We start from the raw sequence: 21,246 nt of genomic DNA, 5'->3' as shown, positions 1-21,246 counted from the left end.
GGACTGATCAAACATGGTTTCCCTGTCCAATCCGTCCGGCCCGACAACCGGTGCCGCCTATTTCATCAATCCGCGTTCCTTGAATACGGCAGTCATAGCCGCCTGCGCCTCTTCATATTTGGTTTTGCTCAGAAACTCTTTCTTCAGCGTTTCCCAATTCTTGTCGAAGTCGGCGGGCTTGACCGCATACAGCTTCGCCGCCTTGTTATTGTAGAAATCCGACCATAACCAGTTGCCTGGCGCATTCGTCGCATCGTCGACGCCGCTCAGCACATTGCCGTCACGCTCCAGCGCGCTTGTCGTCACATAAGCCATCGCCAGCGAGAAAATATCCGACACCTTGTACGGGTAGCTGCGCTGCCAGTCGAACGGATTATAGCCAATCGGTCCAGGAGCCGCTCCGAACGCTTTGGAATATTGCTTGGAGCCCGTGGTGTATTGACCAAGCCCCTTCTTGTAATACTGCTCGTCGGCAATGCTGCCGTCCTGGCTTTCAATAAGCGCCTGATGCAGCGCCTCGTCCTTGAATACCTTCTTGTCGCCTTTCATTTCCCACAAGCCGAGGCTTTCGGGTCCCCATACTTTCAGGTCCAGCGCTTCATCCGAGAAGAACCAGTCAAAATATTTCAGCAGGCGGGGGATATCCTTGAAATCCTTCTTCAAGAAGAATTGGTAAGTGGCTGGATTAAATGCATCAATTCCGTTGCGTTTCACTCCTTCGATGCCGGGCATCGGGATGGGGTGGAACATTTTTCCCGGCGCAATTTTGTCGATGCCGGTATTCGCTCCCGCCGGGTCCATCAGCACCAGGGATACGGCAACCTGACCGCTCGCCTGCTTCTCTTTGAGCTGCTCATCCTTCTGGATGGAGAAATCGGGATCAAGCAGCTGCTCGTTGTACAGCTTGTTCAGGAACTGGTAATATTCCTTGCCGTTGGCATCGCCAAAAGGCGATCCCGAGACGATATTGTCCTCCGGATGATACTGCCAGGAGCTGTTGACGGCATACATATTAGCCAGATGATGCTGTGCCCACCACGGGATCGACAGCGGAATTACGTCCTTGCTGCCTGCCTTGAGATTCAGCGCCTTGACCTTTTTCAGAAACTCGTACAGATCCTCCGGGGTCTTGATGGCCGGCTCGATGGCAAAATCGCTGAGCTGCGGCTTCGCCTGGCTGTCATTGAGATTCTTCTCAATCTCTTTAAGCGGGGTATATTTGTAACCCAGCTTATCAAGAATATCCTCGCGGATTAGAAGGCCCCAGTTGCTGTTGGGTACCGCATAAATATCATCTTTATACTGATCTGCCGTCGTATCCACCCAAACGGCTGGAATGGCGAACATTTTTCCATTGAACAGCGCATCCCGCCACGTTTCCTTGGGCGCATATTTCATCAGATTCGGCATGTACTGCTCCATCAGCGGGCCCATCTCCGCATATTGTCCGCTGTTGGCGACAATGCTGGCGTTGGACTGCGAATAAATGACATCCGGCAAATCGTTGGTGGCCAGCAGCATATTGAAGCGCTCCTTGAACGTTGAACCCTGATTGTACAGGACCTTGCTGACCTTCACATGGAAGCGCTCCTCCACGATCGGAGTGAGGACATCATTCGGGTTGTTCGCAAAAGCCGGCGGCGTGTCATTCTCCTGATAAAAGCTGTATTCCAGCGGCGTCGTATCCTCCGCTGCTCCGCCCTGCTCCGCGTTCGTCCCTTCCTTCGGATCCGCTGTCGGCGCATCCGGCTTGTTCTCCTTGGCGCATCCGGCAAATACAGCTGCCATAATAACAAGCGCCAGCAGCAATGACATGGCACTTTTCCCGCTTCTTCCCCTTAAACGTTGCATACGATTGCCCCCTAATGTTTGTTGGTGCTTTATATTAATTGCATCGGCAATTAATAACGTTAACGATACGTTATCCCTTCACAGCGCCAAGGGCCACCCCTTTAATGAAATACCGCTGGAAGAAAGGATAAATAAACAGGATCGGGAAGGTGGCGACCATCAGCGTCGCCATCCGCAGCGTTTCCACGGAGGTCTGCTTGACGGCCTGCGGCGAGCTGAGTGCCGCCACCTGTGCGAAGGTCGTAATTTCCGCTTCCCGCAAAATATTCTGCAGCAGCAGCTGCAGCGGGTGCAGCTGGTCATTGCTTACGAACAGCAGCGCGTCGAACCAGGCATTCCATTGTCCCACGCCGACGAACAAGGCGACCGTCGCATAAACGGGGGCGGACAACGGCACGAAGATGCTCACAAAAATGCGGAAGTCTCCCGCTCCGTCGATCTTCGCCGATTCCTCAACCTCGCCGGGCAGCGTCTCGTAATAGACCTTCATCAGAAACATGAACAGTCCGCTGAAGGCTCCCGGAAGAATATAAACCATGAAGGTATTCATCAGTCCCAGATTATAGATCAGGATGTAGAAGGGCAGCAGGCCGCCGGAAACATACATCGGGATAATAAAGAAAGGCAGAATCCATTTCTTCATAATCAGATGCCGCTTGGAGACGGAATAAGCGGCCGTGGCAATCACCACCAGCGAGAACAGGGTCCCTGCCGTTGTTTTGAGCACGGAAATCATAAAGGCATGCAGGATTGAATTATTGGCGAATACCGTCCTGTAATTTTCCAGCGTAAACCCGACCGGCCAGAACGTCACCTTCTCCGTCAGCACCTCCTGACCGCTGCTTAGCGAGTAGGACAAGGCGTACAGAAACGGGTAAATCGTCAGAAAGCACAGCAGGATAAACAAGGTACCCGCGGTTAGATCAAACAGCTTCAGACGCGTTCTCATGAGGTACCTCCCTTTTCTTATAGTTTAAAATAAGGCTTCGCCGCGCCAGCGTTTAATCAGCGAATTGGTCACGAACAGCAAGGCCAGAGACATGAGCGACTGAAACACGCCGATTGCCGCCGCATAAGCATAATGCGCACCCTGCACCCCCTGCTGATAAACGTAAATATCCAGCACGTCGGACTTGCCGGCTACCAGCGCATTGCGGAAATTCCAGAACGCCTCGAAATTAGGCGCAAGCGAGCCTCCGGCACCGCCGGTGCCGTTCATCAGGCTGCCCGCCGTCAGAATAAACAGGAAAGTCGCAGTTCCCATAATGCCAGGCAGCGTGATATTCCAGATCCGCTGCAGACGGTTCGCTCCGTCCACCTCCGCCGCCTCGTATAGATGAGGATCGATCGCGTTGATGGAGGACAGATAGAGAATCGAATTCCAGCCGATCCCTTTCCAGATGGTGGCGATAATAATAATCGCCCAGAAGTACTGCGGCTCGCGGAAGAAAGGAATATTATCGAAGCCCAATGCCATCAGAATCATATTCACGACCCCGGTGTCGCTTTCCAGCAGCTTATAGAATAATCCACCCACAACGACCCAGGAGATAAAGTAGGGCAGATAGGTAATCGTCTGGATCGTTTTCTTCAGTTTGGAGCTAACCAGCTCATTGAGCAGGATAGCGAATATAATCGGCATCGGGAATACGATGATCAGACAAATCAGGTTGATGGCGATCGTATTCTTCAAGGACAGATAGAAATCAGCCGACTGAAAAAACTCCCTGAAATTATCGAAGCCGACAAACTCGCTGCCGAAATAACCGCCCATAATATCGAAATCCTGAAAGGCCATCACCAGCCCGAACATTGGAATATAGTTGAAAATGAAGACCAATGCGATAGCCGGAAGCAAGAATAAGAGCAGTACCTTTTGCTGCGAGAGCGTTCTGAGCCAATTTCCGTTTTTCATTTGTTCCATCCCTGCGCCCCCCGTTTGTTGTGTACCTTCATTATAAAGGGGCTGAATCCGCTTTCAAATCAACAGGTTCTAGAGAACATTGTCATTTTTACAGCGGCTTTATGCATTATTTCTAGAATTCTTGCACATTTTTTGTAAAACCGCGGCAGCCGCAGCTCCGGCAGGTCCAAATCGGGACAAAAAAATCTCCATCCGCTGGCTAATCGGATGAAGATGATGAAGGAGCATATAAAGCCCGGTTACCCCAGGAGGCGGTACTGCACCGGCGTCATGCCCGTCAGCTGCTTGAAGGTTTTGCAGAAATAGTGGTAATTATCGATCCCGACCTGCGCAGCGATATCATAGACTTTATCCTGCGTGCCGGTCAGCAGCTGCTTGGCTTTCTCGATCCTGATTTTCTGCAGGAAAGCAACGAAGTTCTCATCCGTCTCCTTCTTGAACAGGTTGGAGAAATAAGCACTGTTCATATTAATATGGGCAGCCAGAATTTCCAGAGAGAGATTGTCGCGGTAATGCTCCTGCATATACGCAATGGCCGTGGCGATCTCCTTGCGGAGCTTGCGCTGAGAACGGGAGGTTATAATGCCGCTTGCCAGCTCCAGAATACCGGTGATATAAAGCCGGATTTCTTCTCCGGTCTCCATCTGGTTGATCACTTCATACGGCGAGGCCCCGCCCCCGAACAGCTCCTGATCCGCAATGCCATGGTCGCGCTGCAGCTTCTTGATGAAGGAAACAAACTCGAAATGGATGTTCCTCATCGCCTCCATGGAAACCTTCTGCCGCATCAGATCCTCATGGATGTCCCCAATCAGCGCGGGAATCCGTCCTCCCTCCTTGACTGCCGCCAGCAGCTGCAGCTCCACCTCCTTGAATCCTGCCGTCGGCCGGTTCACATAGTCGGTGATCTCGGAATAATGTATGACCCGCCCTTTCCCCAGAAAAAACACGCCTGCCAGCGCTTCCTGTGCCTGCCGGTAATAATCGGCAATCTCTCCGATCGCTTCACAATGCCTGCTGATGCCTATCGATGCCTGCAGCTGATAGTCGTTTTGCAGGAGGCCCCGTACGCCGCTGGACAAGGCATACAGCAGATTCTGCAAATACAGGAAGCTTGGCATCTCTGCGAAGCCGAGAAGAAAAACAAACTGCCCTTCCCCGTTCTCGCAGCAGTAGCCTGTGGAAGGATCGATAAAAGCCGTATTGATGCGCTCTTCCAGACGGGTTTTCACCTGATCGAAGGCACGGCTTCCGCGCCGCTCTTTCTCCTGCGCGGCATCATGAATTTGCATGACCATCACAACGCCGTAAGCAGTTGGGAAGGTCAGCTCGAGCTCCTTCAGCTTCTCCCGGATCGGTTCCGGCTGGGTCATGTAGCCTTGAAGCATCTGCTGCAGAAAGTTTCTGCGGTACATCTGCTGCGAATCGGCGGCGGCAGCTTTCCACTTGTACAGCTGCTCGGTTTCCTGCCGCTCCTCTTCAAGCTTGCGAACCACACTATCCAGCGCCTTCTCCAGCATATCCGGCGCAAGATTATGCTTGAGCAAATAATCCTGGGCACCCAGGAGCAGCGCCTCCTTCACATGGCTGAAATCGTCGTGGCAGCTGAGCACGATGATTTTTCCCGCAAATCCCTGCTCGCGCAGCCGCCCCAGCAGCGTAATGCCATCCATGCCCGGCATGCTGATATCCAGCAGGACGATGTCAGGGCCCAGCTCGCTGATTTTTTGCAGGGCATCCTGCCCGTCCACCGCATCCTCGGTTAGCTGGAAGCCTTTTTGCTCCCATGGAATGAGGGTCCTGACATCCATTCGGACATAATATTCGTCGTCTACGATCATCACTTTAACCATTTGCCAAAGCCTCCTGAGGATGATTGTTAACCTGCATGGGGATGCGGATGGTATTCACAAAGCTTGCGCCCGGTACGCTCTCGAAGCTGATTCCGTAGCTGTCGCCGTAATGGATTTTGATCCGCTCATCCACATTGCGCAGACCGATGCGGCTGAATCGCGGCCCTCCGGATTGCGATTGGACCAAGAGCAGATGCCCCAGCCGCGCCTGTTCCATCCCTTTACCGTTATCTTCCACCTGCAGGCAGATATCCCCATGAAGACGGAACACGCGGACGACGATAATGCCGCCTTTTTGCTTCAAATCGAGCCCGTGCAGGATCGAGTTTTCCACCAGCGGCTGGAGGACCAGCTTGACTGTCAGACATTCCAGCAGCTCGTCTTCGACCTCGAATAGAAGCTTGATCTTATCCTGATAGCGGATGTTTTGCAGCTCCATATAATGCCTGACCATCTGCAGCTCCTCCGCGATTGTAATATACACCGTATTCTTGCTGATGCTCAGCTGCAGCAGACCGATCAGGCTGGTCGATGTCCGGTAAATCGGCTCATTATTGTGAATGCGCGCCATAGAGGTTATGGAATTGAGCGAGTTGTAGAGAAAATGCGGCGTGATCTGGGCCTGCAGCGTTTCCAGCTCCGCCTGGCGTTTCATGACGTTTTCTTTCTCCAATTGATCCAGCAGGTTTCGGATTTCATGGATCATGTTATTATAATTTTGCGTCAAAATGCCGATTTCGTTCATGCTCTGCAGCTCTATGGTCCGGCTGAAATCGCCATCCTTGCTCCGCCTCATGGAGGCGATCAGATTTTTGATCGGGAAGGTAATGCGGTTGGCCAGCATATAGGCAATAATCATCGAGAGCAGGAAACAGACCGACACCACAACGATCATCGCTTTCAGAATCACATCCGAATTGCGGGTGATATAATCAATCGGGAGCTCGGCGATATAGATCCAGTCCGACTTGGTGGAATAAGCATACCGGATATATTTCAGCTCCTGGTCGTTTTTCCAGACAAAACCGCCCTGGGCTTTCATCTGCAGCACCTGATCCAGATAAGGTTTAGTCAGCTGCGTCTCATAACGGGAGGGCTCTTTCATGTAGATCACATTCTTCTGCGGGTTGGTGACATAGAAAATGCCGGGCTCGCCGTCAAAACCGTCCTGGAACATATTCTTGATCGTTTCATCCGAAATGTTGATAATCAGCACGCCAAGCGGCTTGTAAGTATCAAAGCTGTACACCGCTCGTGCCAGTGTCATCACATAACGGTTCCTCGATACCGTGCCTTCATCAAATTCATTCTCATGCATTCCCAGCCACAGGGGCTTCAAATTATTGTTCCAGGCCTGCTGATAGGAATTATAGCGCTTACAATCGGCATCAAGCGTAAGATTGATGGGATTGGGCGTAATGATGCTGCCATTGTCCATGCACAGATACATGGAGGAAATCTCCGGCTGGCTCATCATGACGCTGGTCATGAGATTGGCAACCGCACGGTTATGCATTTTTTGCTCAAATCCGCTCAGGCCAAGCGAATCCTCATTCTGAATATTCGGATCGGTGACCAGCCTTACACTCGCACCCGTTACATCGTCCATCAACTGGTTGATATTGCTTGTCGTCTGCGACAAGACGGTTTGGGCATATTTCTCGGCCTGCGACTGGACGATATCAGAGGTTTCATTATAGAGAAAGATACTTACAAAGGTCAACGGAATAACTGAAAAGGCGATCAGATAGATCGTCAGCCTGCTCTTGATCGTATGCTGCGATAAGGTTTGTTTCAGCCGCTTCCAATTCACCATTTCCCATTCACCTTTCATTCATCCAATTACCCACATTGTAACCTCACCTTCCGGCGAAGAGCAATGAGTATCCTGTTGAACGCCCATAGAATAGGGCCAACCGGTGGTTGGCCCCTAATAAGAAAATGGCTGCGATTATGCTCAGTATCTGTTTTTATTCATCTTTCTTACCACATCCGAAATAACCGATTTAAAACCTGGAAGAAAAGTATTAAAAAAACCAGTACAATGACTAGCCTTTGCATACTGCGGGTGCTTTAAAAGCATTATATGTGCTTTTTTAAGATTAAAATGAGGAATAGCAGGAAATAAGTGATGGGCAATGTGATAGTTATCATGATGCGAAGTCAAGATGAGTCTTTCAAGCCAACTTCCGTAATTGTTTCTGCTGGAGTGAAATGGATTGGAATCTTCTAGTCCAGAATGATCTGCCAAGTCAGACCAAAAGCGGATAATAGGGAATACTGTAACTAAAGGAACAAACCAGAATAGTAAAAGTTCCTGCCAAAAATTAAATAACACAGAAACAGATACTATTATAATCCAGCCGCTCAACTTGATGAAATACTCGAAATTGGTTTGCTGATCTTTAGAAACTAACCTAGTGATACAATCGATTATATTTTTAATAATGTGTTTTATCAGAAATGAGCCAAATATATATCTCAGTACGAATTGCCTTTTTGTTATTGCGTTACTTCCCAATCCTAATCGTTTTAGTTCCGAGGTATCGGGGTCTTCATCTGTCCACAAGTATTTGTGATGCTTATAATGTGAACTACAGTATGAATTGTAGTTTGTAGCTACAGGAAGAGCGATAAAAATTGAAGCCATCCACTTATTAAGTGTTTGATTTTTAAATAACATTTTATGACTTGACTCATGCATCAAATTATCTAATCCGCGCATACGACCGCCTATTAGAATAATAGATAATATATATACGATAATATTCGAATATACTTGTGTTATTACAATTGCCATAGCTATTAAAAGCCAATCTAACGCTAATGAGAAAAAGTTATACCAGTTATTTTTTTCTTGTAAGGCCCTAATTTCACGAAGCAGATTTTTTGAAAACTGATGTCCTTTATAGTACTCGATCTCGATTTGATGTGAGTCATTATTATCTTTCTCCTTTAAAATCTTTTGCTCACTCACTACCAAGCTCATTGTATAGACACTCCTGTCTATATTTATATATTTAACTTTTGTAATACTAAAGAGTCATTCATTCATTGTTTTCCTAACTCAACTGTCTAAAGAAATGAAAAAAGGATGTCCCATCTATCGACTTTTGGGACATCCTCATACGACAATGCCTCCGAAATCCGCATCCATCGCGGATTTCGGAGGCGTTGCTATGATTCAGAAATGGAACGTGACATTATCCATATCAGCCCTGTCGTCGGCTAGGCCGCCGATTTCAATGTCGTGCAGCGCAATGTCCGGATCACGGCTGACAGCGTCCAGAACGGCCAGAAAATCGTCCGCCATTTTCGACATTGTCTCCTGCGTAAACAGCTTGGTCGCATATTCGTATTCGAAATGAATGCCGCTCTCGTCCGGCTGCGCGAACAGCGACAGATCGAATTTCGAATCGCGTTTTCCGTAGCTTACCGGATTCAGCTTCATTTCTCCGGCGTTCCGTTCGTTCTGCGGAGCCTCCTGAAGCGCCAGCATCGTGCCGAATACCGGATTACGGCCGGGATCCCGCTTGAATTGCAGCCGTTCCAGCAGCAAGTCGAACTGCACGTCCTGATTGTCGTACGCTTCAAGCAAGCTCGTCTTCACCTCCGCAAGCAGCCCGGCAAAGGTCCGATCGCCCTGCGGACGGCAGCGGATGGCAAGCGTGCTGACGAACATGCCGATGATGCTTTGCAACTCCGCATGCGTCCGGCCCAGAACGGGCGCGCCGACAATCAGATCCTGCTGGGCAGAGAGTTTGGACAGCAGGGTGCTGTAAGCCGCCAGCAGAACCATGTACAGCGTTCCGCCGGATTCACGCGCGAGCCGTTCCAGCCGATCCCGGAGCCCGCGTTCGGCGGAGAACCGGATGCTTGCGCCTTCAAAGCTTTGCAGTGCCGGACGCGGAAAGTCAGTCGGCAGATTCAGGACGGGCAGCTCACCGGACAGCTTTTCCGCCCAATACCGCAGCTGACGCTCGGCCGCTTCCGTCTTCACGAAACCGTTCTGCCAAGCGGCGAAATCTTTGTACTGCAGCGTCATTTCCGGCAATTCGCCGCCTTCGCCTGCATAGAGCTTCACGAATTCACGCACCAGAATGCCGACTGAATAACCGTCCGAAACGATATGGTGCATATCGGTCAGCAGCACATGCCGATCCTTGCCCAAGGCGACGATTCCGACTCGGAACAGAGGCGCTTTGCCGAGATCGAACGGACGGATGAATGCCTCGAAAAGCCTCTCCGCCCTGCCGGTCAACCCGCGCTCCGGATCGAGATCGGCATCCTCGCTGCCGTCCCAATATGGAATATCGACGTCCGCGTGGTCGTGAATCCGCTGCACCGGCTCGCCGTCCGCGATCTCGAAGGAGGTGCGGAACGCCTCGTGCCGCTGCACGATTTCGCTGAACGCCCGCTTCAGCCGATCCGGATCGAGCTTGCCTTCCAGCAGTGTCGCCCTCGGCATATTGTAGCTGGTGCCGATTCCTTCGATTTGATCGAGCGTATACAGTCTTCGCTGGGCGGAGGAAAGCTCGTAAACGTTCCTTTCGGGCAGCGGCTGAAGTGATGAATGGATGTTTTCCGGCGCTTCCGTCACATAGCGGGCCATCGCTCGCACGGTCGGGGCTTTGAAAATATCCCGCAGCGGTATCGCCACACGAAACACCCGCTGAATGTCGGCCGCCAGCAGCATCGCCTTTAACGAATGTCCGCCCAGCTCGAAGAACGAATCCTGCGCGCCGACGCCGGCGCGTTCGAGCACCTTTTCCCAAAGCTCTGCCATCCTCCGTTCGACCGGCCCTTCAGGCGGCTCGTATCCACCGTCCTTGCCCGGTGCGTCCGACGGATCGGGGAGCGCCTTGGCATCGATTTTGCCGTTCGGCGTCAGCGGGATGCCGTCCACCCGAATCATCGCGGCAGGCACCATATAATGCGGGAGCCTGCTTGCGGCATACGCTCTCAGCTCCACTAGATCCGCATCCTCCCCCGGCACCACATACGCGCACAATATCGGGTCGTTCTGCGCAGTCTTCCTGACGATGACAGCCGCGTCCGCGACCGAACCATGATTCCGCAGCACGGCGGCCGCTTCCTCCGGCTCCACCCGGTAGCCGCGTATTTTCAATTGATTGTCGGCTCTTCCGAGAAATTCGATCTCGCCGTCCGCCGTCAATCGGCCAAGGTCGCCGGTCCGGTACAAGCGGTCGCTGCCGGTTCCGGAAACCGCGGCTTCGACGAACTTGCCGGCCGTCGGCCCGGTTTCATTTAAATAACCATCCGCCAGTCCGTCCCCGGCAATGCAGATTTCCCCGACGGCGCCGACCGGGACCGGCTTCAGCCGCGCATCGAGCAGAAAGACCTTCATATTGTCGATCGGCCTGCCGATGATGGAGCCTTTGAGCGGCGCATCCCCGCGATCGAACGTGATTGGACGGGCGATCGCCCCGATGGTCGTTTCCGTCGGCCCGTAGTGATTCATCAGCGCCGCGTTCGGGAAGCGGCTGTGGAACTTCAGGACATCGTTGGGCTTAAGCTCCTCGCCCCCGAGCACGACCAATCTCAATTCCACGAGATCGGCATGCTCCGCGAAGGACGGACTGCCCGTGAGCAGGCCGAACAGCGACGGCGTCAGCTTGATATAGCTGATCCGGCGGCGGCGCAGCATCTCCAACAGCTTGCCGGGATCGGCATAATCCGCCTTTGCGGCCAGATGCAGCTCGCCTCCGTTCAGCAGCGACGAATATAAGCTTGTATAGCCCAGGTCGAATGCGAAGGACGACAGCAGCATCGTCCGGTCGCCGGCGGTAATCGCCGCCGTTCGGGTGAACCATGCGCAGTAATTGATCAGACTGCGGTGCTTGACGGGCACCCCCTTCGGAACGCCGGTCGTCCCCGATGTGTACACGATGTAGACCGGATCGTCGGACGACCCGTTATCCGCCGGATTTTCTTCGTCCCCGGGCGGCAGCGCGGCCTGATCGAGCGGAATGATTGCGCCTCGATAATCGGCAGACGCCTGTAAGTGCGGCTGGCAGAGCAGTCCGATCACGCCGCTGTCCACCAGCATGAACCGAATCCGTTCCTCCGGAAATTCGGGATCGACGGGAACGTAAGCGGCACCGCTTTTAATGGCCGCCCATAGGCCGACAATCATGTCGAGCGACGGCTCCGCCAGGATGCCGAACGCCTTGCCCGGGCCGGCTCCCGCTTCGATCAGACGTTTGGCGAGCCGGTTCGCCTTTTCGTTCAGCGCCTTGTACGTCAGGGCATCCCGTCCGGACGTGGCGGCCGTGCGGCCGGCGCTTTTCTCCGCCTGCTCTTCGAGCAGCCGCTTGATCGTGCGCTCTTTCGTATACGGTACCGAGGTTTCGTTGAGCCGCGCCAGCAGCCGCTTCTCCTCCGCGGTTAACAACTCGAGCTCTCCGATCGGAACCGTCAAGTCCGCCGCCATCGCTTCCAGTATCGAGATCAGATGCTCCGCCATCCGGCCGATCGTTTCCCGGTCGAACAGCTCGGTTCTATATTCAAGCACAAGCCGCAGACCGCCGTTCTTTTCGGTTGCCTTCAGCTCGAGATCGAATTTGGCATTGCTGCCTTCCGGTTCATAGGGTGTAATGTCGACGCCGTCGACCCGCGCCTGCGCCAGATCAACATTTTCAAAAGCAAACATGACGTCGAACAACGGATGGCGGTTCAGCGCCCTGTCGGGCTGCAATTTCTCGACCAGCGCCTCGAACGGGTAGTCCTGACGGTCCAGCGCTTCCAGTGAACGGGCCGCCGTTTCCTTCACGAACTCGCCCAGCGATTTGCCCGGTTCGGGGAAATTCCGCAGCGCTACCGTGCTCACAAACATCCCGACGACGGCATCCAAATCGGAAGACCGTCTGCCCGCAACGGGGCTGCCGACCACGATATCCTCCTGGCCGGAATGCTTATGCAGCAGGATGTTAAAAGCCGCCAACAGCACCGCATACAGGGTCACGCCTTGCCCGCGCGCCAGCGCGTTCAGCCCGGAACCGAGACGGCCGTCCAGCTCGAACCGGACCTGACCTCCCTCGTTTGTCGCCTCCTGCAGCCTCGGCCTGTCGGTCGGCAAGTCCAGCAGCGGGATTTCCGCCGAGAATTCGCGGACCCAAAATTCCTCCTGTTTCCGGAACTCCCCGGCATTCAACCGGCCGTTCTGCCATTCGGCGTAATCCCGATAGCGGACCGGCGGCGCCGGCAGTATCTCGCCTGCATACAGCCGGGCAAAATCACGGATCAGAATGGCAACAGACAGCCCGTCCGATACGATATGGTGCATGTCGTACATAAGCAGCCATTTCACGGGCGTCACCTTGACCAGTGCAGTTCTGAGCAGCGGTGCGCGCGCCAGATCGAACGGCTGCACGAACCGCTCGAACACACGCTCCAGCTCGCTTTCGGCGGCGCGAAGATGGGAAACTTTCAATTCCGCCTGCCGGTGAATGCGCTGGTAAATGGCGTCCCCTTCCTGCTCGAAAGAGGTGCGGAGCGCCTCGTGCCGCTCAACGAGCGCCCGGAAAGCCCGTTCCAGCCGCGCGGCATCGAGATCGCCTTCCAGCAGCACCGCGCCGGGAATGTTATAGCTGGTCGTTGCGCCCGCAAGCTTGTTGACGATAAACAGTCTTCGCTGTGCCGGTGAGACGCCGTAGCGCTCCTTCTCCACCGCCGGTTCGATAGCCGGAAGCGTCCGCTTATCCGACAGATGCGCGAGCTCGCCAGCCGGCCCGACTTCTATCGCGGCCGCCGCATATTCGTCCGGCGAACCGTCCCGCATCTGTTCCGTGCGTTCGATCAATGCCGAAAATTGCTTGATCGTCGGCGCTTCGAACACGTTGGCAAGCGACAGCTCGGCCGCAAATTCCCGTTGAATTTCGGAAATGAGCTTGATCGCTTTCAGCGATTGGCCCCCGAGCTCAAAGAAATGATGATGAATGCCGATGCCGCCGACTCCGAGTATTTGTTCCCATATCGCGATCAGCTTGGCCTGAATGCCGTTTTCCGGCCCTTCATATTGCTCGGTCGGATCCACCCCCATTTCAAGAGCGGCGAGCGCCTTGCGGTCGATTTTTCCGTTCGGATTGAGCGAAAGCCGATCCATCGGCACGATAAACGACGGGACCATGTAAGCTGGAAGACTGCCGCGCATAAATTCCCGGATGCCGGATGGGTCGTTCCCCTCCGTCCCGGAAGCGACGTAGAAGGCGGCAAGATCGTTTTCCGCCGAAGCGCTTGTTTTGACGACGACCACGCCGCTGCGCACGAGCTCGCACCGGTTCAGCACGCTTTCGATCTCGCCGATCTCAATGCGGTGGCCGCGGATTTTCGTCTGCTCGTCCTTCCGCCCGAGCACCTCGAAATTCCCGTCATCCAGCATCCTGCCCAAATCGCCGGTCCGGTAAAGCCGGCTTCCGTATCCGCCAAAGAACGGATCCTTCCCAAACTTTTCTTCCGTCAGCCCCGGATTGTTCAAATAACCGCGCGCCAGCGGAATGCCGGCGATGCAGATCTCGCCCTTAATGCCCGCCGGAACCGGCCGCATGCGCTCGTCCACGATATAAATCCGCCGGTTGGCAAGCGGCTTGCCGACGGGCGTGCTTGCGCGTTCCGCGTCCGCTGCGGAGCTTTCGGAGGAAGCCGAGTACAGCGTACTCGTCATCGCCGTCTCCGCCGGGCCGTATGCGTTGAGCAGCCCGATCCGGCCGCCCGGCAGCCGATTCCACTGCGCGACCCTCTCCGGCAGCATTCGTTCCCCGCCGACGACCATCAGCCGCAGCCTTCCATGCGGGACGATGTCCGGGGCGGAGTGCCACAGCTGCACGACCTCGTTCCAATAGGAGGTGGGCAGATTCGTCACCGTAAGGCCGTACGCCTCACATTTCTGCGAAAATTCCCGGGGCGTCCAAGTATGCTTGTCCCGCAGCACAAGCGCGGCGCCGGCAGCCAGCGTCGTCAGTACCTGCTCCAGCGAAATATCGAAGCCGATCGAGGAGAATTGCAGGACGCGGTCCTCCGGCGTAAGCTCGTACCGGCCGATGATGTCGACGGTATGACTGACGACCGCCTCATGCGGCATCATGACGCCCTTCGGCCTGCCGGTTGAGCCGGACGTATAGATGATATAGGCCAGATTTTCGGACTTCGCCTCGGAAACCGGACGGTCTCCTGCCTCCCGCATCAGCGCCTCCCCTTCGGTATCCAGACAGACGATGCGGCATCCGCCTCCCTTAACTTTACCTTCCAGCGCGGACTCGGTCAGCAGCACGGGGACGCGGGCATCGTCCAGCATCAGATCGACGCGCTCGCCCGGATAGTCCGCGTCGATCGGCAGGAAGGCGCCGCCCGCCTTCAGAATGGCCACCATGCCGACGATCATCGGAATGGACCGTTCGACATACAAGCCGACAGGCACATCGGGACCGACGCCCCAAGTCTTCAGCTTGTTCGCCAGCCGGTTCGATAAAAGATCCAATTCGGCGTACGACAGCCGCTCGTCTTCCTGAATGACCGCGGTACGCTCCGGTTGCAGCCGCGCCCGGTCCTCGAACAGCTCATGCCAGCACCGCTCCTGCGGGTAGTCCATCGCGCCGCCGTTATGGGCAAGCCCCCGCAGCTCGGCGGCGGATAGCATCGGGATGTCGCCGATCGCCGCTTCCCCGCCGGCAAGCAGCCCCTCGATCAGATTCATCAGATGGCCGAGAATCCGCTCGGCCTCCTCCTCGCGCAAATAACGGCAATCGAACAGAAGCTTGAAATGCAGCTCCGGCTGCAAATTGCAGTAGACGGTCAGCGGATAATCCATCTGCTCTTCCACGCGCAGCGACTCGATGCGCAGTGAGCCGAGCCCGTCCTTTAGCGTCTCGTCGAACGGATAGTTTTCGAAAATGACGATGCTTTCGTACAGGTCGTACAAAGCCGAGCTTCTCGGCGCGTCGCTCCAGCTGCGAATGTCGGCGAGCGGCGTATATTCGTACTGCCGCATCTCCACGCTGCTTCGCTGAATGTCCTGCAGCCATGGGATCGTGCCGGCATCGTCAGCCGTAAGAACCCGGAACGGGAGCGTGTTCATGAAGCAGCCAACCATGGAGCCGGAACCGGCGAGGTCGGCCGGACGGCCCGACGACGTCGTGCCGAACACGATGTCGGTTTCGCCGGCGTAGCGGTTCAGCAGCAGCGCCCAGGCTCCCTGTACGATCGTGTTCAGCGTGACGTGGTGCTTGCGCGAGAATTGGCGAAGCCTTTGCTGCAGCTCCGGCGAAACGTCTTGCTCGGCTTTGCCGAACGCCTGCGCCCGATCTTCCGCTCCGTTCGCCGACGGAAACAAATCGGCAAACCGGACGGGCGTCCGAAATCCGGCGAGCGTCCGCTTCCAAAATTGCTCCGCAAGCTGCAAATCCTGGCCGCGGAACCAGGCGATGTAGTCCTTGAACGGCCGAGCGGCGGGAAGCTCCGCTTCCCGTCCGTCGCAATACGCTTCGTACAGCGTTCCGATCTCGCCCAGCAGAATGCCGACACACCAGCCGTCCAGCTGGAGATGGTGGTGCGTCCAGATGACGTCGTAAACGGATTCCGCCCATTTCACGACCGTAATCCGCATGAGCGGCGGCTTCGACAGATCGAAACCGAGCCGGCGGTCCGACTCGATCCATCGCTCCAGCTTTCCGGTTCGCTCGGCTTCTGCGGCGTCCGTCCAATCCAGCACCTCGAACGGGATGTCGATCCCGCCGTGAATGAGCTGCACCGGCTCCTTCAGCCCCTCCCAATGGTAGGACGCCCGCAAGCTTTCGTAGCGGCTCAGAATCGTCTGCCATACGCGCCGAAATGCCTCGATATTCAACGCGGATTTGATCGTATAGACGGTCTGCTCCACGGTGACGGAGGAATCCGGCGAATAGACATGATGGAAAATCATACTTTGCTGCACGGGCGACAGCGTAAACGCATCCTCCATATTGCGGTACCGGGAGGACCATTCGTCCAGCTTGTCCTGCGTGACCGGAGCGAGCGGAAAATCGGACGGCGTAAACTGCCGCGTCTCCGCTTGCCGGCAATAAGCGATAATCGCCTTCAGGTTGCGCATAAAATCGTCCGCGAGCCGCTTGATCGTCGTCTCCTCATGGATCTTAGAGCCGTATTTCCAGTCGACGGTCAGCTCCCCGTCCGATAGGATCGCGTCGATATCGATGAGATGGCTGCGGATGCCGTCCGGATCCCGGGTATCGCCCGGGTCGGCTGCCGGCTTAATGAACAGCGCGTCGTTTCGGAACAGCTGGTCGAACTGGCCCAGATAGTTGAAGCTGATTTGCGCTCTCGGCCTCGCTGCGAACACCGCGCGGACCTCCTCCTCCGCGAGATAGAGGAGCATCTCGTAGCCGATTCCGCCGCGCGGAATGCCGCGAAACCGCTCCTTCACCCGCTTGATGAGCGTGCCCGTAGATCCAGCCGGCCGGCCGTCGTCCTCCTCATCCCCCTTCACGTCACCATCGCCTAGAACGATGGGAAAGACGGACGTAAACCATCCGACCGTGCGGGACAGATCATGCTCCTCCAGCAGCTTCTCCCGTCCGTGGCCTTCCAGATCGACCGTTGTCTCCCCCGACCAGCCCGCCAGCGTGCAGGATAGCGCGGCAAGCAAGATATCGTCGATTCTCGTGCCGAACGGCCGATGGATATCAAGCAGCAGCCGGCGCGTCTCCTCCTTGGCGAGTGCGACGGATACCGTCCGCGCATCCCGCTCGGCATTCACGCCGTCCTTGAAATCGACGGGAATCGGCCTGGAGGTGGCTGGGGCGGCGTCCAGCCAAAAGCCGCGCTTCTCCAATAACTCGGATGAAGCCGCATACGCATGCGCGTATTCCGACCATTCCTTGAAGCCGAGGCTCTTCGGCGGCGGCGGCGCCGACCCGCTTCGTTCGAGCTGATCGTACAGATCTCCGATGTCGCCTGCAATGACCCGCCACGAGTAACCGTCCACGATCAGATGATGAGCCGCTATGAACAGCGTTCCGTTCTGCCCGTTCCCATTTTCAAAATAAGCCGCCGCCGCCAGCGGTCCGTCCGTCAAGTTCAGACCGCGGTGGAGCGCGGAGCAAATCCGCTTCCGCTGGGCTTCGCGCCGCGCCGGCTCCATGCCGGACAAATCATAAACCCGGAAAGGCAGATGGTCCCCCTCAACCGCTGCATAAGACTGAATCCATTGTCCGCCGCGCCGGTGGAAGCGTAGCCGGAAGCCGTCGTGCGCTCGCGTCAGCGCGCGGAAGCTTTCCCGCAGCAGCTCGGGCTTCAGGCCAAGGCGGGTTTCCAGCATGACCGCCTGATTCCAATGATGAACGTTTTCCAGCTTCTGCTCGAAAAACCAGCGCTGAATCGCCGTCAACGGCACCTCTCCCGACGCTTCCTCCTCCGATGCTCCCCGCTTCCCGTCGTGCCCGGCCTCCGTCAGCTCCGCGGCTGCCACGAGCTCGGCGATCGTCTGATGCTTGAACATTTGGCTCACCGTAATCGCCATGCCCGCCTGCATCGCTTTCCCGGCGATCTGAATGCTCAGAATCGAATCCCCGCCCAGCTCAAAAAAGTTGTCGTGAATGCCGACGGTTTGCTCGTCGACGCCGAGAACAGACGCCCATATTCCGGCAAGCTTCGCCTCCGTTTCGCTGCGCGGCGCCTCATAGCCGCTTCCGGCCGCGGCCGGATCGGGCGCCGGCAGCGCGCCGCGGTCGATTTTCCCGACCGCGGTCAGCGGCAGCCGCTCCAATCGCACATAAGCGGACGGAACCATGAAGTCCGGCAGCTTCTTGGACAGAAACGCCCTCAACGTTGCGACCTCCGGCTCGTCATCCGACACGTAATAGGCGCAGAGCGATTTTTTTCCGTTGCCGCCATCCCGGTCGATCACGACGGCATCCCGGATTTGGTCATGCTTCAAAAGGACGTTCTGGATTTCGCCAAGTTCGATACGGTACCCTCTTATTTTCACCTGATGGTCAGCCCGGCCGATCAATTCCACTTCCCCGTCCGGCGACCACCTTCCGAGGTCGCCCGTCCGGTACATCCGTTCGCCCGGGACGAACGGATCGTCCGTGAACTTCTCCGCCGTCAGCTCCGGGCTGTTCGCATAGCCCCGGGTCACGCCGGCCCCGGCCAGGCAGATCTCCCCTACGACGCCGGTGGGGGCGAGATTGCCGTCGCAATCAAGAATATAGCATCTCATGTTGGCAATCGGCCTGCCGAGGGAAACCTTCCGTTCCGAGCAGCGGGTGAACAGCGCGTCCACCGTCGTCTCGGTCGGTCCGTAATGGTTGTACAGTCCGTAGCCCATGCCGGTCAGCTCGTCCTTAAGCGCATCGTCCAGCCGCTCGCCTCCGGAGATGATCGTGCGGAGGCTGTCCAGCCTCCGCCTCCCGCCGACCAGTTGCTTCAATAAAGTCGGAACGAGGTTGATCAGATGGATGTGATGCCGGTCCACATAATCGGCGAACTGCCCCGGGTCGAGAATCAGGCTCTTGTCGGCAATATGCAGCGTCGCCCCGTGCAGCAGCGTGCCGAATATCTCCTCAATACTCGGATCGAACACAACGTTCGTCATCTGCAGCACATTCATGCCGCTGCCGATGTGGTACATGTCGCCGAACCAGAGCGCGATATTGACGACGCCTCGGTTCTCCACCTGCACGCCCTTCGGCTTCCCCGTCGTTCCCGACGTATAGAAGACGGCGAACAGCCCTCCCGGATCGGGGTCGGCGGACAGCGGGGACGTATTGCCGGCGAATAGCGAGGGATCGTCCAGCAGCAGGATACCGTCGGCCGCCAGCAATCCGGCGGCTTCCGCGCCCGCAGCGTCCACTTCGTCGCTCCCGCCTCCCTCCCCTAGCGTCCCCAGCCGGGACAGCAGCAATCGCGCTCCGCTGTCCTCCAGCATATACTGCTTGCGCGATTCGGGATACGCCGGGTCCAGCGGCAAATAGGCGCCGCCTGCCTTCAGGACGGCGATTATGGCGGCGGTCGTCTCGACGGACCGCTCCGCCATAATGCCAACGACATCCCCACTCTTCACGCCCCGCTTGCGCAATTCGTGCGCCAGGCTGTTCGACATCGCGTCCAGCTCCCGGTAGGTGACCGTCCGCCCGTTATACACCGCGGCCGCAAGCTCCGGCGTTCTCGCTGCCTGCTCCTCGAACAGCCGGCTGACCGCCGCTCGCTCCGGGAACGGTGTGCGCATGCCGTTGAATTCACCCAATATCCGCGCCTTCTCGGCGGGGGACACAAGCTCGATCTCTTCCACCCGCTTGCCGGGGTGATCGGCGACGTCTTCCATGACGGCGGTCAGCTGCTCCGCAAGCCGTTTGACCGCCGAAGCATTGAAGGCATGCTCCTTGCAGCTGAAGGTGACCTCGATCCCGTCCGACACCGTGACGCTGACGGTCAGATCGTAGTTTGTCATCTCAAACGCGGCGTACGAGCGGAAGGCGATGCCGTCCTCGCTCTCCCGCCGCGCCGTCACGATACGGTCCAGCGGGTAGTTCTCGAATACGACGATCGTATCGAACAGGTCCGTCCGGCCGTCTATGCCAGCATGCCGTTTAATGTCGGCGAGCGGCGTGTGCTCATGCTCCTCCCGGTTCAGCAGGCTGCGGTGGACCTTCCGCACAAGCTCGGCGGCCGATTCGCCCGCATCGCGGCTTACCCGCAGCGGCAGTGTGTTGATGAACAAGCCGACGACTTCCTCCATTCCCCGAATCGCAGCGGATCTGCCGGATACGGTCGTACCGAATACGACGTCGCGGGCGTTTGCGTTTTTCTGCAGCACGATCCCCCATGCGGCATAAACAAGCGCGGCGAGCGTCACCTCGTTCCGTCTTGCGAACTCTTCCGGCTTATTCTTGTCCAGCGTAACCGAATAATGGACATCGCTCTTCGCGATGCCGGGTCCCGAATCTCCCGAAGCCAGCCGAGCCTGCGTCTCGAACCGTTCGAACATACGCCGCCAATACCGCTGCTGCTCATCTTTATCCTGATTTTGAACGGTCATGACAAAATCCTTAAACCGCTTCCTTGCAGGGAATACGACCGTCTCCGATCGGCCGAGCCGCCTGTATGCGTCAATGAATTGCTTCAGAAGAAGGCCGGTGCTCCAGCCGTCGAATAAAATATGATGATGGCTGATGATCATCTCGCTGCGGTCATTCTCCAACCGGCACAGCGCAATCCGGAACGGCACCTGCCGGAGATCGAACTTGTCCGCCCGGTCGTTCGCCCGGATCGCTTCCAGCTTTTCGCGGCGCTTATCCGCCTGTATGCCCTCAAGATCATGCACCTGCAGCCGCAAAGGATGCGCCTTCAATACGATTTGAACGGGCGCCTTCACCTTCTCCCAGCGGAACATGGTGCGTAGCATCTCATTGCCCTCCGCGACGTGCCGCCAAGCCTCGGCAAACAACGTCTCGTCAACGTCCCCTTCGATTTCCAGACTGAGCTGCTCGAAATATTCCTCGCTGCCGGGATCCTTCAGATAATGAAACAGGATTCCCTCCTGCATGGGAGTCAGGGCGACGATATCCTCGACCAGCTCCCGTTCCAATTTGGCCATCTCGACTT

The 21,246-nt window shown here is 56.3% G+C and carries 7 protein-coding genes; all 7 read right to left on the bottom strand.

Features of this window, described 5'->3' with window-relative positions:
- Positions 1–57: 57 nt before the first annotated feature.
- Positions 58–1,851: a type 2 periplasmic-binding domain-containing protein gene (locus tag IEY46_RS33000; protein WP_188999706.1), complete on the bottom strand. Its 1,794-nt coding sequence runs from the start codon at positions 1,849–1,851 to the stop codon at positions 58–60.
- Between the two features lie 70 nt (positions 1,852–1,921).
- On the bottom strand, positions 1,922–2,800 hold the full coding sequence (locus IEY46_RS32995) for a carbohydrate ABC transporter permease (RefSeq protein WP_188999704.1): 879 nt from the start codon (positions 2,798–2,800) through the stop codon (positions 1,922–1,924).
- 24 nt (positions 2,801–2,824) lie between these two features.
- A complete protein-coding gene (locus IEY46_RS32990) occupies positions 2,825–3,775 on the bottom strand; it encodes an ABC transporter permease (protein WP_188999702.1) in 951 nt (316 codons plus the stop codon).
- Between the two features lie 239 nt (positions 3,776–4,014).
- Positions 4,015–5,628: a response regulator gene (locus IEY46_RS32985; RefSeq protein ID WP_188999700.1), complete on the bottom strand. Its 1,614-nt coding sequence runs from the start codon at positions 5,626–5,628 to the stop codon at positions 4,015–4,017.
- Positions 5,621–7,444: a cache domain-containing sensor histidine kinase gene (locus IEY46_RS32980; RefSeq protein WP_229750711.1), complete on the bottom strand. Its 1,824-nt coding sequence runs from the start codon at positions 7,442–7,444 to the stop codon at positions 5,621–5,623. The genes IEY46_RS32985 and IEY46_RS32980 overlap by 8 nt, the downstream gene beginning before the upstream one ends.
- Positions 7,445–7,585: 141 nt before the next feature.
- Complete coding sequence (locus IEY46_RS32975) at positions 7,586–8,617, bottom strand: fatty acid desaturase family protein (RefSeq protein ID WP_188999696.1); 1,032 nt, start codon at positions 8,615–8,617, stop codon at positions 7,586–7,588.
- Between the two features lie 195 nt (positions 8,618–8,812).
- Positions 8,813–21,238 carry a non-ribosomal peptide synthetase gene (locus IEY46_RS32970; RefSeq protein WP_188999694.1) on the bottom strand — a complete coding sequence of 4,142 codons (12,426 nt, stop codon included), beginning with the start codon at positions 21,236–21,238 and terminating at the stop codon, positions 8,813–8,815.
- Between the last annotated feature and the right edge of the window lie 8 nt (positions 21,239–21,246).

This window comes from Paenibacillus nasutitermitis, from assembly GCF_014641075.1.
Classification (GTDB): Bacteria; Bacillota; Bacilli; order Paenibacillales; family Paenibacillaceae; genus Paenibacillus_Z; species Paenibacillus_Z nasutitermitis.
This window is presented reverse-complemented; position numbering and strand designations above follow the sequence as displayed.